Source organism: Blastopirellula sp. J2-11, assembly GCF_024584705.1.
GTDB lineage: Bacteria > Planctomycetota > Planctomycetia > Pirellulales > Pirellulaceae > Blastopirellula.
Map to the genome: position 1 here is coordinate 2088711 of NZ_CP097384.1, position 14139 is coordinate 2102849.

Annotated in this window: 12 protein-coding genes; 5 read left to right on the forward strand and 7 right to left on the reverse strand. The window is 56.4% G+C overall.

What is annotated here, in order from left to right:
- The first annotated feature begins 76 nt into the window (after nucleotides 1-76).
- The 3 genes from M4951_RS08585 to M4951_RS08595 all read left to right on the forward strand — a co-directional run bounded on the left by M4951_RS08585 (nucleotide 77) and on the right by M4951_RS08595 (nucleotide 2379).
- Nucleotides 77-1090, forward strand: a complete 1014-nt coding sequence (locus M4951_RS08585) for a ThuA domain-containing protein (RefSeq protein ID WP_262026068.1) — start codon at nucleotides 77-79, stop codon at nucleotides 1088-1090.
- Nucleotides 1091-1192: 102 nt separating this feature from the next.
- On the forward strand, nucleotides 1193-1498 hold the full coding sequence (locus M4951_RS08590) for a transposase (protein ID WP_262023713.1): 306 nt from the start codon (nucleotides 1193-1195) through the stop codon (nucleotides 1496-1498).
- Nucleotides 1495-2379 (forward strand): IS3 family transposase, encoded by an 885-nt coding sequence (locus M4951_RS08595; RefSeq protein WP_262026069.1) that lies wholly within the window; start codon nucleotides 1495-1497, stop codon nucleotides 2377-2379. Before M4951_RS08590 ends, M4951_RS08595 begins: the two co-directional genes overlap by 4 nt.
- 410 nt (nucleotides 2380-2789) lie before the next feature.
- On the opposite strand, the gene M4951_RS08600 is transcribed toward M4951_RS08595, so the two are convergent.
- The 3 genes from M4951_RS08600 to M4951_RS08610 all read right to left on the reverse strand — a co-directional run bounded on the left by M4951_RS08600 (nucleotide 2790) and on the right by M4951_RS08610 (nucleotide 5362).
- On the reverse strand, nucleotides 2790-3467 hold the full coding sequence (locus M4951_RS08600; RefSeq protein WP_262026070.1) for a hypothetical protein: 678 nt from the start codon (nucleotides 3465-3467) through the stop codon (nucleotides 2790-2792).
- Nucleotides 3464-4117 carry a hypothetical protein gene (locus M4951_RS08605; RefSeq protein ID WP_262026071.1) on the reverse strand — a complete coding sequence of 218 codons (654 nt, stop codon included), beginning with the start codon at nucleotides 4115-4117 and terminating at the stop codon, nucleotides 3464-3466. The genes M4951_RS08600 and M4951_RS08605 overlap by 4 nt, the downstream gene beginning before the upstream one ends.
- 555 nt (nucleotides 4118-4672) lie before the next feature.
- A complete protein-coding gene (locus M4951_RS08610) occupies nucleotides 4673-5362 on the reverse strand; it encodes a hypothetical protein (protein WP_262026072.1) in 690 nt (229 codons plus the stop codon).
- A gap of 219 nt (nucleotides 5363-5581) precedes the next feature.
- On the opposite strand from M4951_RS08610, the gene M4951_RS08615 reads away from it, so the two are divergent.
- Both M4951_RS08615 and M4951_RS08620 read left to right on the forward strand, forming a co-directional pair.
- On the forward strand, nucleotides 5582-6439 hold the full coding sequence (locus M4951_RS08615) for an MIP/aquaporin family protein (RefSeq protein ID WP_262026073.1): 858 nt from the start codon (nucleotides 5582-5584) through the stop codon (nucleotides 6437-6439).
- Between the two features lie 46 nt (nucleotides 6440-6485).
- Nucleotides 6486-7610, forward strand: coding sequence for a GTP-binding protein (locus tag M4951_RS08620; protein WP_262026074.1), 1125 nt, complete (start codon nucleotides 6486-6488; stop codon nucleotides 7608-7610).
- A 27-nt stretch (nucleotides 7611-7637) separates the two neighbouring features.
- Here the strand turns inward: M4951_RS08620 and M4951_RS08625 are convergent, their stop codons facing one another.
- The 4 genes from M4951_RS08625 to amt all read right to left on the reverse strand — a co-directional run bounded on the left by M4951_RS08625 (nucleotide 7638) and on the right by amt (nucleotide 14043).
- On the reverse strand, nucleotides 7638-8195 hold the full coding sequence (locus tag M4951_RS08625) for a sugar O-acetyltransferase (protein ID WP_262026075.1): 558 nt from the start codon (nucleotides 8193-8195) through the stop codon (nucleotides 7638-7640).
- Nucleotides 8196-8215: 20 nt separating this feature from the next.
- Nucleotides 8216-8992: a hypothetical protein gene (locus tag M4951_RS08630; RefSeq protein ID WP_262026076.1), complete on the reverse strand. Its 777-nt coding sequence runs from the start codon at nucleotides 8990-8992 to the stop codon at nucleotides 8216-8218.
- Nucleotides 8993-9214: 222 nt separating this feature from the next.
- Complete coding sequence (locus M4951_RS08635; RefSeq protein WP_262026077.1) at nucleotides 9215-10261, reverse strand: response regulator; 1047 nt, start codon at nucleotides 10259-10261, stop codon at nucleotides 9215-9217.
- Nucleotides 10262-10263: 2 nt separating this feature from the next.
- A complete protein-coding gene (gene amt, locus M4951_RS08640) occupies nucleotides 10264-14043 on the reverse strand; it encodes an ammonium transporter (RefSeq protein ID WP_262026078.1) in 3780 nt (1259 codons plus the stop codon).
- Between the last annotated feature and the right edge of the window lie 96 nt (nucleotides 14044-14139).

Below are 14139 nucleotides of genomic sequence, written 5' to 3' on the forward strand. Positions count from 1 at the left end.
CTCGCACCGCGACAAAGTTTGGTTTATAACGGAAAGCGATCGGTTGAACCCCCTTTCTCCCGCCTAGGACCCACCCATGCGAATTTTCTCGCTGGCGCTTTTCGCCCTCGCCACTACTTCGTTCACTTCTTTTTCGCAGGCGGCTGACCCGTGGGTCGTGTATCCCGGCGGCGAAGGACCCGGCGCCGGTAAGCATGTCGTCCTGATTTCTGGCGATGACGAATATCGTTCCGAAGAAATGTTGCCGCAGTTGGGACAGATCTTGTCCGAGCGGCATGGTTTTAAGTGCACGGTGCTGTTTCCGATCGATCCCAAGTCAGGGGAGATCGTCCCATCGCATCAAACGAATATCCCCGGCACGTCGGTTCTGGCCGACGCTGACCTGTTGATCATGCTGACCCGGTTCCGCAACTTGCCGGCCGATCAGATGGAGCCGTTCCTCGCCTATCTCCATTCCGGCAAACCGATCATCGCGATTCGCACGTCGACCCACGCATTCAACTTTCCCAAGGACTCGCCTTACGCAAAATATAGTTGGAACAACGAAGACGCTGCATGGTCCGGCGGATTTGGTCGGCAGGTCCTCGGCGAAACCTGGTTCAGCCATCATGGTCACCACGGCAGCGAGAGCACCCGCGGCGTGATCAATCCTGACATGAAAGATCACCCGATCTTGCGCGGCGTCACCGACATCTGGGGTCCGACCGACGTCTACGGCGTCGAAAAACTTCCGGCCAACGCCGAAGTCTTAGTGCGTGGCCAGATCTTGACCGGAATGAAGCCAGACGACGCTCCGGTCACCGACAATCGCAACGATCCGATGATGCCGATCATTTGGCTCAACAAATACCAAGGCGAAAACGGCGTGACCACGCCGTCGCTTTGCACAACGTTCGGTTCGGCGCCGGACTTTTTGTGTGAAGATTATCGTCGTCTGCTGGTGAACGGAACTTATTACTTCACGGGTCTGACCGACAAGATCGACGGCCAAGCCAACGTCGAACTGGTCGGCGACTACGAGCCGAGCTTCTTTGGCTTTGGCAAATTCAAGACCGGTATGACGCCGGCCGATTACCAGCGGAAAAAATAGTCGATCATCGTGGGCCGGACGTTTGGAAAATGACGCATGTTGCCCCAGCCCAGGACTGGTGGACGCTGAAGGATTTTTGGAAAATCCCTTCAGGAGGTCTGCATGTCTCAGGAATCGAATCGGATGCCACGGAAGTACTCTCAACAGTTTAAGCAGGACTCGGTCGACTTGGTCGTCAAGCAAGGTTACTCGTTTTCGGCGGCGGCCGACGCGGTTAATGTGCTGGAACGGAGCCTGCGGCGATGGCACAAGCAGCTCGCCCCGAAGCCGAAACCGTGCGGCGATGACGCTTCGCTCGAAGATTTGCGAGCCGAGAACAAGCGGCTGCGCAAGGAACTGCAGCAAGCGGAACTTGAGCGAGAAATCTTAAAAAAAGCGACGGCGTATTTTGCGAAGGAGTCGCAGTGAAATTCGCCTGGATCGCTCAACATCGTGACTCCTTTCCGGTCGAGACCATGTGCTGCGTGCTGCAGGTCAGCAAGAGCGGGTTTTATCGCTCGCTCCGTGCGCAGCCTGGTCCCCGGGCGCTGCGGACCGCGAAAATTCATCAAGCGGTGAAACACGTTTTCGAGCAGTCGGATCAAATTTACGGCAGCGAAAAGATTGCGAAAAAGCTGCAGGCGAGCGACGAGATGGAATCGCCCTGTCGCAACACCGTCGCTAAAGCGATGCGTGATTTAGGCCTGAAAAGCAAGGTTTTCAGCCGTTTCAACCCGACAACGACCAAGGCCGATCCCACGAAGCGTCCGGCCGCCAATCTCCTCGATCAACAGTTCGCGGCTGATGCCCCGAATCAAAAATGGGTGACCGATATTACGTATCTGCCAACCGCATCCGGCTGGGTTTACCTGGCGGTGGTGTTGGATTTATTTAGTCGCAAAGTGGTCGGCTGGGAGTTGTCGACAAGCCTGGCGACGACGTTGGTCAGCAACGCGCTGCGCAACGCGATCGAGTCGCGGCGGCCCGACACGAAGCAGTTGCTGCATCACAGCGATCGCGGCTGTCAGTACACCAGCGACGAGTATCAGCGAACGCTGAAGACGCTGGGAATCACTTGCTCAATGAGCCGCACCGGCTGCTGCTATGACAATGCGGTGATGGAGCGATTCTTCTGGTCGCTCAAGCACGAGCGGACGAAGTTCGAAGAATTCTCCAACATCGAAGAGGCCAGACTCAGCGTCTTCCGCTACATTGAAACGTTCTACAACAGCGAGCGAATCCACCAAACGCTAGGTTACCTAACGCCCAATCAGTTCGAGGCCCGGCACGCTACGAACTTGGCCGCGTAAAAAAGTCTACCTTCAGCGTCCACCAGTCCTGGGCTGGGGCAATGTCGAAATTTGAATGTCGAATGAATGATCAAAGGCCTAAATGACGAAGCCGCTTCACGTTTGGACCGGACCCCATTGTTTTCCGCCTGAAAGGTTGGACCGGACTGCTTTGTTTTTTTGTCCGGCGGACGGGACCGGACAAACTTGCGAACCGCGCTGCCAAATATCGGACCATTGGCGCGCATCTCTAGCGCAACCGCAAGTTGGCGGCGATCCATTTTTACATCTGAAACCCCGGCTTCCAATCGACCTGAAGTCCGTGCGCTTCGTCAAGAGACAATCTTTGGCGCGCTCGGCTCTGACTGTTCATCGTTCGATCGGTTTCAGCCGATCCAGAGACCGGCGTACTGCAGATTTTCTTAGTAGCCTCATGGTTCCATCTTCTCAATCCACAGCCGCGCCCCCGTCTCTGAATCGCGCGGGCTCGAAGAGTTTGGTTTCTCCGGATGTGGAACCGAAAAAACTTGGTCAAACAGTTCTAGCGGCTCGTCGGTCGATTGCTGTCGACTCCCTTGGAAATTACTTCCGCCGGTACTGCCGATTCCCCGGTTCCACTCTGGCGGTTGCAACTCTTCTAAGACAATCTGGTCGTCGACGCTGACCTGGATGATCCAGCCTTCCGCCTGCTTTTCGTACCTGAGCGACATTTCATGTTCGCCGGGTTCGATCGGCGTTGCGATCGATGGGCCTGGTTTCGGTTTCTGCGGAACGTAGTTTTGGTCCACATTCTTGGTCGCCAGGAAGAGTTGATATTTTTCGTCCGGCGGCAGATAAATGCGCCAGCGGAAGTCGTCGTTGGATAACTCATGATGACGAACGACGGCGAACTGCTGGGGATCGTCGATCTGCAGTTCGCGGGCCACTTCACGCAGCCCCGGCAGTTGCAACTGCATCCGCTCCGTTTCTTCCAGCGTGACAAAGTAGGCGACCCACACGGCGAAGACGGCGGTGGCCGACATCACGGTATAGAGACTGAATCGCCAGAGCGAAGGTCGCGGCGGCTCTAAGCCGGTCGTGGGGGTTTCGAAGATTGGGTCCGTGGTCATCGCTGCTTCTCGGCGGCTGCTTTTTCCTGATCAAATGCGGCTTGCGTGCCGACGCGGACCAGCAGGCAGAGACCATCTTTACCGGAGCGCACTTGGGTTCCGTCCGAAAACTTCTCGGGCGCCGTAATCCGAACCAGTTCCAGAATCTCATCTTGGGAGAAGTCGACGGCATGGTTGGATGAAACGGTTTCTACTTTCAGTTCGTCCCAATGTTCACGAAACGCATCAGCCGTTTTTCGATCTCCCGAGCCGCAAGTCGATGCACTTCCGTCAAACTTGAAGAAACAACGCATTTGCGGACGGTCAAAATCGATGTGAAAGCGAACGATCGAAGCGTCGCGGCTGTTATCATTGGAATACAAACTTCCACCACAAGAGCCGCCGCCGAAAGCGATGTAATCTTCGATGCGAATCCCCGTATTCTCGGGTCGACGAAATCGCCACATCAAGTCCCCCGGTTCGTTGGTCGGCAAGCGCAGCACCTGATAGCGATCGGGCGAGATCGCCGGCATTTCGCCAAACTTGGCGGTCAGCCGATCGTACTCGGCTTTGATCGGCTGCTGCTCTCGTTTGGCCAGACTAAACATCACAACGCCGACGACAAACGCCAACGTCAGGCCAAGTTTCAAGATGCGTTGAACTGTCGCCATGGTGGACCGAGGACAAAATTTTTGCAGTTGCGTTTATCGCGGGGAAATTGGAGCAGCCGAAAGTCCGTTCTCTTCGTCTCTCGCGAATGTTGAAGTTGCGCTATTTCGAACCGATTGGACACGAGCCCGCTGCGCCAGCGAGGGAATAGGGCTGGATATGCGAGCACGGCTTGAAGTAGCGAACCGTATTCCCTCGCTGGCGCAACGGGCTCGTGTTCTGTCACGCGACAATTTTCAGGCGCCATGATTTTATTAGCCGTAGTGCGTTAGCACCGGTTTCTGATGGGAACTCATTTGCGAAAGACAATTGGTAACAGAAACCGCGGCTAACGCCGTGCGGCTGATTTCGGGGAAGCCGAAAATAGCGGTTTGACAGAACACTAGTGTGACGATTTTCGACTTTGATTCCGACCGTGTCTTCCGCTCTTCATCCGTAGCTTGGCCGTGATCCATATCTTCTCTTTCACCAAATAGCGCGCTAGGCTACGAAGCAAGATGCCTGATCTTAGTCGATTCGCTGCGGGAAGGAAAATCTTGGGGGACAAATCGACGCCACTAGGCCGCTTTTGATTTCTTCTGTTTTTTTACTTTCGCATACAGCACGGCGTTGCCTCGTTTACCGATGATCTCGGCGGCGCCTGTTTCACGCAAGCAATAGGCGATTCGCTGGGCGATCCACCTTTGGCAACTGAGCATGCGAGCCAGATCGCCGGTATCAAATTCTTTGGGCAACTTGCCGGGCAAAAGCTTCCAGAGCTGATCGGCCGTTTTGATGCGACGGGTCTCGATCACTTCGACCAAATGCGTATCTTCGACCGTATGGTCGTTTTGACGCTTGCGGCGTCGTCGTCCGTGCCCCGGCAGGCGATGCTCTTCGATATGGATCAGCGGCACTTCTAAGGTGAGATTGGCGTGCGGAAAAACCTTGGTGAAATAAACCAACTCGTCAAACAGATCGAGCCAGGTCCCTTTCTTGGGGCTGAGTCGGTTGCTGAGGATCTTGCCGCCGCTGCTGTCGCGCTTGATGATTCGCTTCCGTTGGATCAGCGGCTTGACGACACGAACAGGCCGCTGCTGGACCAGCGCCGCGATCTTGGGACCAATCGCCGAGAGTGATGCGCACTGCACTTCGACCAGTTCTTCGCCGACGACGGCGTCAATCCGATAGCGGCCAAACCGCACTTCGGTCGCGGCGTCTGCGCCGGCGTAGAGATTTTTCAGTTGACGGTGAAGTGACTTTTCCACGGCGCGATCTGCGGCTAAAGGAGTAGGGGGAAATTACACGCCGATCGGACAAAATGCGCTGAAGACAGGACCGGATCTTGAATTCGTATCGATTTTGGTTCAAATGGGTGTTTGAATGTTCCCTCTCTCGGCACGTTTGGTAGGGATGAGTCGCCGCGCTGGCGCGGTTAAAATAGGGGATACCCTACTCTCCCGTGGCGAAACGTTGAAGGTCAATTGATGATTTCCCGCCCCCTGTGGATCTGCTGCGTGGCCGAATTGATCGGCACGTTTCTGCTGATTTTCTTCGGCACTGGCGCCGTGCAAACGGCCGTATTGCATGGTGATTTGGCCGGGCTTTGGCAGGTTGGGATCGTCTGGGGCGTCGCGATCATGCTGGCGATTTATACGGTCGGGCCAATCAGCGGCGCTCATATCAACCCGGCGATCACGATCGGGCTGTCGACGTGGGGACTGTTTCCGGCAGGGCGCGTCGCGCCCTATGTTGGCTCGCAATTGGTGGGCGCGATTGCGGCGGCGGGGTTGTTGTTTGCGATCAACGCATCCTATTTCAGCGCGACGGAAGCCGAGCGTGGGATCGTACGAGGAGAACCGGCCAGCATTGTGACGGCGATGTGTTTTGGCGAGTACTATCCCAATCCCGGCAAGCTGGGAAATGCGGCCGTGACGGAAGCTGATCTGGCGGTTTGGCAGGCAAGTTTCAGTCAGCCGATGGCCTGTTTGGCCGAAGCGGTGGGAACCGCGATCTTGGCGATGGTCGTGTTGGCGACGACGGAAAAAGAGAACCTGGGAGGGCCCAAGAATCTGGCGCCGGTCTTTATTGGTTTATGCGTCGCGGTGCTGATTTGCGTAATCGCGCCGCTCACGCAAGCTTGTTTTAATCCGGCGCGCGATTTTGGGCCGCGCTTGTTCGCTTATTTCGCCGGTTGGGGAAGCGCTGCGATTCCTGGTCCCAACGGAATCGGCATGGTTACGGTTTATATCGTTGCGCCGATTATCGGCTCGATCATTGGCTGCGGTCTCTATCAAAAATTGGTGCGACCGTATGTCATCGAACCGACGCCGACGGCGGACTAATTTCAAAATCAATCACTCGACCATTTACTTTCTCGGAGCACCTCGCATGTCGACTTCCCCCCATGAAACCGGCTTGATTCGTTTTGTCATGATCGGCGGATTTTTGGGCGCCGGCAAAACGACCACCATCGGTCGATTGGCTCAGCACTATCGCGATCAAGGTTTGAATGTCGGGATCGTCACCAACGATCAGGCGACTGATCTGGTCGACACGCAGATGCTCCGCTCGCAAGGTTTTCGGGTGGGTGAAGTCGCCGGCGCATGCTTCTGTTGCAACTTCAACGAACTAACCGGCACGGTGGAAAAGTTGGCCAAGGAAGATCGTCCAGACATCGTCATCGCCGAGCCGGTCGGCAGTTGCACCGATCTGGTCGCGACCGTCGTGCAGCCGCTAGTTCGCATGTTTGACGCCCAGTTTGACGTCGCTCCTTACGGCGTAATTTTGAAACCGTCGCACGGGCTCCGCATTTTGCAGGGAGAGGATAACGGCGGCTTCTCTCCCAAGGCGGCCTACATCTTCAAAAAGCAATTGGAAGAAGCCGATTTTGTGATTATCAATCGGATCGACGAACTCGAAGCCGAAAAAGTCGATCTGCTCGCCAACTTGATCGCGGAAGAATTTCCCGGTACGCCGATCTTGCGGACATCGGCCAAAACCGGCGCCGGCTTTGACGCGCTGTTAGAGCTGATCGATCAACAAGGAGAGTTTGGCAAGAAAATTCTCGACATTGATTACGACGTTTATGCCGAAGGGGAAGCGGAGTTGGGCTGGCTCAACAGCAGTCTGAAAGCGACCGCGTCGCAAGCGTTTGATCTCGACGCTTTTTTGATGGCGATCATGAACTCGTTGCAAAAGACCTTGGCCAACGCCGACGCCGAAACTGCCCACCTAAAGACAATCGGTCTGTGGGAAGGTTTTTATGGGGTCGCCAACTTGGTCAGCAGCGATACGGCGCCGATCCTATCGTTGCCCTCGAATTGCCAGACGAAGGAAGCCGACGTGGTGGTCAACGCGCGGGTTGGAATTTCGCCCGAGGAACTTCGCCAGCAAGTTGACGACGCGATCGACGCGGCGGCGAAGCAATTCGGCGTGCGGATCGAACGACAGCAAACGCAATACTTTCGCCCGGGACGGCCGGTGCCGACTCATCGGTTCTCGACGCCGAAGTAGAAAGAAAGCGGAAAGCGGGGGGCTTGCTTATGTCGCTATTTCGCGAATGACGCGGCAGGGGTTTCCGGCGGCTAAGACGCCGGGCGGGATGGATTTGGTGACGACGCTGCCGGCGCCGATTACGGTTTTCGATCCTATGCTGACGCCTGGGCAGACGATCGCTCCGCCGCCGATCCAGACGTCGGAACCAATCGTCACCGGTTTGCCGAATTCTTGCGTCCGCCGCAGTTGGGCGTCTAGCGGATGGGTCGCTGTGTAGAGATGGACGCCGGGACCCAAGAACGTGAAGTCGCCGATCCGGACTTCGCATACATCGAGCACGACGCAGTTGAAATTGAAATAGACGCGCTCGCCGAGAAAAATGTTGGTCCCATAGTCGCAATAAAACGGCGGCTGGATCGAGGCCGAATCTCCTCCGCCGCCGAGTAACTGCTGCAAAATCTCTTGACGTTCCGCTTGCTGACGTTGGCGCGTTGCGTTGAAGTCGTCACAAAAATCTTGGGCTCTGGCTCTCGCTGCGGTCAATTCTGGATCAAGTGCGTCATACAACTCACCAGCCAACATTTTTTCTTTTTCGGTGGGCATCCCGTTTTCTCCCTCGCGAACTACTGGATCGCTTGATGCAACTCCACCATCGACTGATGGTTCACACGCAGCACGCCTTCCATGGGGCGATCGAGATCGGCGATCAGCATCATGATAATCACGAAACTGAGAACCATGCCCAGGGTTGCGATCGAACGACTCGAGCCTGAAAGACCGGCGTGATACCCCATGCTGGCCATCGATAAGATCGAAACGAGATAGAGAGCAAACCAAATCGTGCCGGGGATGCGTGCGCGAACGCCGGCTGTGACGCGATTAGAATGGAGATCGATGACCTCGTTTAGTGCGGTGACAAAGAGCGCGGTCAGCGGCGACTCCGGCGTAGCGCTGGCAGCGACCATCGCTTGGTTCCAAAGTTCGACGTGCAACTTCTCGGACCGTTGTACGGCGTCGGTGATTTGCTCAGCGGAGTTGCGGATTTCTAAGCGAACTTCGACATAGTCCCGCAGCAACTGACGGATCTTGGAGCCCTGGGCTTCCGGCAGCAAGTCGGCTCGCAGGTAGGCGGTGCCGATCGCGTTGACTTCTTCTTGAAACAACGCGCGGCGATTGTCGAACCGTGAGGTCGCCAGGCCAAAGGTAAAGGCCAGCATGAAGGCGAGCAAACCGACGGTCGCGCCCACGACCGAGCCGATCGAGGCCTCTTTTTCGGGTTTGGAAGGCGCCAGACGTTGTCCCAGGCGATAGCCACCTTCCGCCGCCGCCAACACGATCGTCATTGTGATGAAGAACAGCGCCCAAAGCGGCACATAGTCTAGCGGCGAGACGTTGATCATACCGGCGCCATCCTCCCCATAAACCTGCCGAACAGCGGTTACGGAAAGTACCGAACCAACGCCGCTGTGGACGCACGTTTAGCTTCCAGGTTGTATCGGTCACCCGAGCGGTGACGCATCATTTCTCCCTAAATGGGCTTCCCAAACCCTACGACGGGAACGGCCAAGTCAGGTAGGCCGGATGATGCAACCTGCGCATTCGCGCTGTAGAAGGTCGTTTCGTTACACGGTGCAAACCGCCGGTTCGTGCAAATTGGCGTAACGCTGTGAAATTCGGACAAATTCGTGGCAGCAGCGCTGGAAAGCGGCGACGATGAGCGGGTCGAAATGCTCGCCTGCTTCGGCGACGATCATCGTTTCGGCTTCGGCGTGCGGGATCGCGTCTTTGTAGACGCGGCGCGTTGTCAAAGCGTCATAGACGTCAGCAATGGCCACGATGCGAGCCGCCAGCGGAATCTGCTGGCCCATCAGCGCGTACGGATAGCCGAGTCCGTTCCATTTTTCATGGTGCCCAATCGCAATGTCGCGAGCCACTTGTAAGAAACGCGCATGCGGAAACTGACAGAGCGCGGCGTCCAAGGTTTCGGCGCCGATAATCGTGTGTCGTTTCATGATCTCGAATTCTTCGGCGGTCAGTTTGCCTGGCTTTAGCAGCACCGCGTCGGGAATGCCGACCTTGCCGATATCATGCAGCGGGCTGGTCTGGAAAACCAGGCGAATAAATTCGGCGTCAATCTCTTCGGGAAAAGCGGACGACGCGGCCAACTCTTCCGCGAGACGTCGCGCGTAAAGTCGAACGCGTTCGAGATGTTGACCAGTATCGGTATCGCGCGATTCGGCGAGTCGGGCCAACGCGAAGATAACCAGGTCGCGCGTTTCGAGAGCCAGCACGCGCCGGCCGGCGTTAATCCGGGCCAGCAGTTCCGGCGGGTTAAACGGTTTGACGATAAAGTCGTCGGCGCCGGCGGCCATGCCTTCGACGATCTCGTCGCGTGCGCCATGACTGGTCAGCAGGATGACATAAATGTAGTGATCAGACTGCCGGCGGCGAACTTCGCGACAGAATTCGAGCCCATTCACTTGCGGCATTTCCCAGTCGGTGACGACCAGGTTGATATTCTGCGCTTCGAGCACGCGCAACGCTTCGGCGCCGTTACTGGCGGACCAGACGCGAAAATTGTGTGCTTCCAGCGCATATCGCAATAGATCGAGCGAGATATCATCGTCGTCGACAATCAAAATATCCGCGGCAGGTTCAATAGACGTCATATTCAACGTTCTCCGATTTCCGTCCCGGCAAGGAGGCGATCGATCGCCGATTCGCATGTTTCCAAGCGTGCGACGACGCTTGAAAAGAGATCGGCAAGTTCTTCTGTTTGGCTGGCTTTGGCGGCTTGTTCTAACAGATCGGCCGCCGCCGCGACTTGTTTGGCCGAGATATTCGCGGCCATGCCTTTGAGCGAATGCGCCAGTTGGGCGACCGTGTCGGCTCGACCGGCGGCGACTTCTTCCGCTAATGCGGCGGCGTCTTGCATCGATCGATCTCGAAACTTATTCAAAATCATGCGGGCCAAATCGTCATTGTCACCGCAACGCGCCATCAAATCGTCCATGTCGATTGAGCTTTCGACTTCGGTAGCATCGATGATGAATTCTGCCAAGTGCTCGGTTTCCTCTGCCAGACTCATCCGATCCAGTTCAGCGGCGACCGAGTCCTTGCGAGCCAGGCAGTCGACGATCGTATCGATCAGTTCGCTTCGATTGACCGGCTTCATCACGTAACCGTTCATGCCGGCGGCCAGGCAGCGTTCTTTGTCGCCGCGGACCGCTTGAGCGGTCAGCGCCACGATTGGCAACTTCTCTAGTTGGGGATGTCCATTAGCGGCGAGATTACGAATCATGCGTGTCGCAGCGAAGCCATCCATTTCCGGCATCTCGCAGTCCATCAGCACCAGATCGAACTGTCCGCTTTGAATCTTTTCGACCGCCTGGCGTCCATTTTCGGCGAGCGTAACCTGGAACCCTTCGGACTGGAGGATTTCTTTGGCGACGATACGATTGATTTCGTTGTCGTCGACAACCAGGATTGCGCCTTCCAGCGGAGTTCGCTCTAGGATCGGCTGCAGGTTTTCGACTTCGTCCATCATCTGCCGCGGTGAACGCTCGCCGGTTAGCGCGACCAGCGCGTCAAGCAACCGGGTTTGCCGAACCGGTTTCGGCAAGCAAACCATCTCCAGCTTTTTCAATTCAGCGTGCGGAATCGTGTGTTCATACGAAGTCAGCATCAACAATTGCGTGTCATGCAGCATTGCGTGTTCGTGGATCAAATGCGCCAAACGGAGACCGTCGAGTTCGGGCATCAAGTGATCCAGAATCGCCAATTGATAGGGAACGTTCCGTTTGGCGGCGTCCTCCAGCAGCGCCAATGCGCGGCGACCATTGCCGGCGGTAGAAACATCGACTCCCCACGATTGCAATTGTTCTTTGATCACTTGCAGATTCATGTGGTTGTCGTCGACCGCCAACACGCGCAGCCCCTGGATGTTGGGGATGAGGTTGCAGGTTGATCGTTCGATCGCTTGCAGCGGCAGCGTGAACCAGAAAGTCGAACCTTTGCCAACTTCGCTTTCGACGCCGATTTCGCCTCCCATTAACTCCACCAACTGTTTGCAGATCGCCAATCCCAGCCCGGTGCCGCCATAGCGGCGCGTTGTCGACGCGTCGACTTGCGAGAAGGCTTTGAACAATCGCTGCAGTTTGGCGCGGGGAACGCCGATGCCGGTATCTTCAACCGAAAAGCGGATGCGAGCGTTCGCGTCGTGCGACGATGCGACAGAGCGTTCGCGTTCGACACGCAAATAGACGCCTCCGGTCTCGGTGAACTTCACCGCATTGGCGAACAGGTTCACCAACACTTGACGAATGCGTTCGCAGTCGCCGATCGCCGCCTGCGGAACGTCGGTCGCGACACTGCTGTTCAGTTCTAGCCCGGTCATGCGACACTGCGGCGCGAACATTTCAGGGACGGACTCGACCAGGTCGGTGAGCAAGAACTCCGTCTGCTCTAGTTCAATACCGCCGGCTTCGATCTTCGAGAGATCCAGAATGTCATTAATCAGGTGGAGTAGAGAGCTGGCCGACGACTTGGCGAGTTCGACAAATCGCCCTTGCTGATCATCCAATTTGGTCGTGTGCAACAGATCGAGAAAGCCGATTACGCCGTTCAGCGGAGTGCGGATTTCGTGGCTCATGCTGGCCAGGAATGTGCTTTTCGCCTCGTTGGCCGCTTCGGCCGCTTTGATTTCATCCGTCAGTTGCAGCGCTTTGCGATGTTCTGTAATGTCTTCGACGGTCCCTTCGTAGTACAGCACGTCTCCGTTGTGATTGCGGCGTGCCGACGCGTTTTCGGAGATCCAGGCGAACGTACCGTCGCCGCGACGAATCTCTGACTCAAAGTTGAAGATGACGCCGTTTTGATGGATTTCATCGACGAATTCATCACGTCGATCCTGATTGACGTAAACGTCCGTCGCGACGTTTTGAATGTCATCGCGAAGTGAAGCGAGATCGTTATAACCCAGTATCCGCGCAAGCGCCGGATTGGCGGTCACAAAGAATCCTTCCGGCGTCGTTTGATAGATCCCTTCGACGGCGTTTTCAAAGATCTCGCGGAAGCGTCGTTCGGCTTCGCTGCGCTGTTTCATCTCGCTGTTTACTTTGGCCAGCACGCGATTGTATTCAGCGGCGATCTGGCCAACTTCGGTGTGCGGTTCAACATGCACGTCTTCAGAGAAGTCGCCCAAGTTGCGTTGTCGCTGCATGTCGGTCAGCAGGTCGATCAGTTCGGTGCTCGCTCCATGCTCCGAGATGTTTAGTCCCTTCAGTTCATGCTCGCGAGGAACGCGGAACGGCATCACCAAATTGGCGAGCGAGATAAAGACATAGCCGCCGCCAAACGCCCACACGAAGCAAGTTCCGACGCCCAGCAGTTGCACGCCAAGCTGTTGCCAACGCGTCACTCCTTCGCCGAAGTGAACCGGGTCGGCCAACAGCGCCAGGGCGATCGTGCCAAAACAGCCGGCACAAGCATGAGCAGGAACGGCGCCGATGACGTCGTCAATTTTCATTTTGGGCAACAAGTAAGTGACGCCGCTGCAGATCAAGCCGGAACCGGCTCCGACCAGCGCCGCCGCCCAAGGCGCCAAGATATGGCAAGACGCGGTCACGCCGACCAGGCCGGCGATGGCCCCGTTCATCACTTGACCGACATCGGGACGCTTGTTGATCCATTTCGAGAGGGCCAAGCAAGCGAGAGCGCCCATAGAGCCGGCGAGATTCGTGTTCACCAGGATTTTGGGAACGTCGCTATTCAAGCTGAGCGTGCTGCCGCCGTTGAAGCCGAACCAGCCAAACCAGAGCACAAGCGCGCCAAATGTGGCCAACGTTAGGTTGTGTCCTGAGATCGGCCGGTCTTCGCCGCCGTCAAAGCGGCCAATTCGGGGACCAATCACCACCACCGCCGCTAACGCGACCCAGCCGCCGACCGAGTGCACGACCGTCGAACCGGCGAAGTCAATAAAGCCAAGCTGAGCGAGCCATCCGGTCGGCGTTCCTTCAATCGCGCCGCCCCAGGCCCAATGTCCAAACAGCGGATAGATGATGGCCGAGACAAACAGACTGATCAGCAAGTAGCCTTGGAAGCGGATACGTTCGGCGACGGCGCCTGAGATAATCGTCGTCGCTGTGCCGCAAAAGACCAATTGAAAGAAGAGGAAGGCCATGAGCCAGGGAGAGGCCGTATCCCCTAAGAGAAAATTCGTCGTACCGAATAATCCGTGATAACTAGCGCCAAACATGAGCGCGAATCCAAACGCCCAAAAGATGACGCTCGAAACGCAGAAGTCGATCAGATTCTTAAGCGCCACATTAAAGCTGTTCTTGGCCCGGGCCAAGCCGCTTTCCAGCAAGCAGAATCCTCCTTGCATCAACATGACCATAGCGGCGCAAATCAGCATCCAGGCAATATCAAGCGATGGATCAGCAGCGGACATAGCGAAGTCTCGCGAGTAACAAATGGTTGGGTGGGCAAGATCGAGAAACGCTTTCCGCCAAGAAGCGCGTTTCGATCGATAGGGGCAGGTTAATTT

Coding starts and splice junctions, on each gene's coding strand:
- M4951_RS08585 (WP_262026068.1), top strand. CDS start 77: ATGCGAATTTTCTCGCTGGCGCTTTTCGCCCTCGCCACTACTTCGTTC.
- M4951_RS08590 (WP_262023713.1), top strand. CDS start 1,193: ATGTCTCAGGAATCGAATCGGATGCCACGGAAGTACTCTCAACAGTTT.
- M4951_RS08600 (WP_262026070.1), bottom strand. CDS start 3,467: ATGACCACGGACCCAATCTTCGAAACCCCCACGACCGGCTTAGAGCCG.
- M4951_RS08605 (WP_262026071.1), bottom strand. CDS start 4,117: ATGGCGACAGTTCAACGCATCTTGAAACTTGGCCTGACGTTGGCGTTT.
- M4951_RS08615 (WP_262026073.1), top strand. CDS start 5,582: ATGATTTCCCGCCCCCTGTGGATCTGCTGCGTGGCCGAATTGATCGGC.
- M4951_RS08620 (WP_262026074.1), top strand. CDS start 6,486: ATGTCGACTTCCCCCCATGAAACCGGCTTGATTCGTTTTGTCATGATC.
- M4951_RS08625 (WP_262026075.1), bottom strand. CDS start 8,195: ATGCCCACCGAAAAAGAAAAAATGTTGGCTGGTGAGTTGTATGACGCA.
- M4951_RS08630 (WP_262026076.1), bottom strand. CDS start 8,992: ATGATCAACGTCTCGCCGCTAGACTATGTGCCGCTTTGGGCGCTGTTC.
- M4951_RS08635 (WP_262026077.1), bottom strand. CDS start 10,261: ATGACGTCTATTGAACCTGCCGCGGATATTTTGATTGTCGACGACGAT.
- amt (WP_262026078.1), bottom strand. CDS start 14,043: ATGTCCGCTGCTGATCCATCGCTTGATATTGCCTGGATGCTGATTTGC.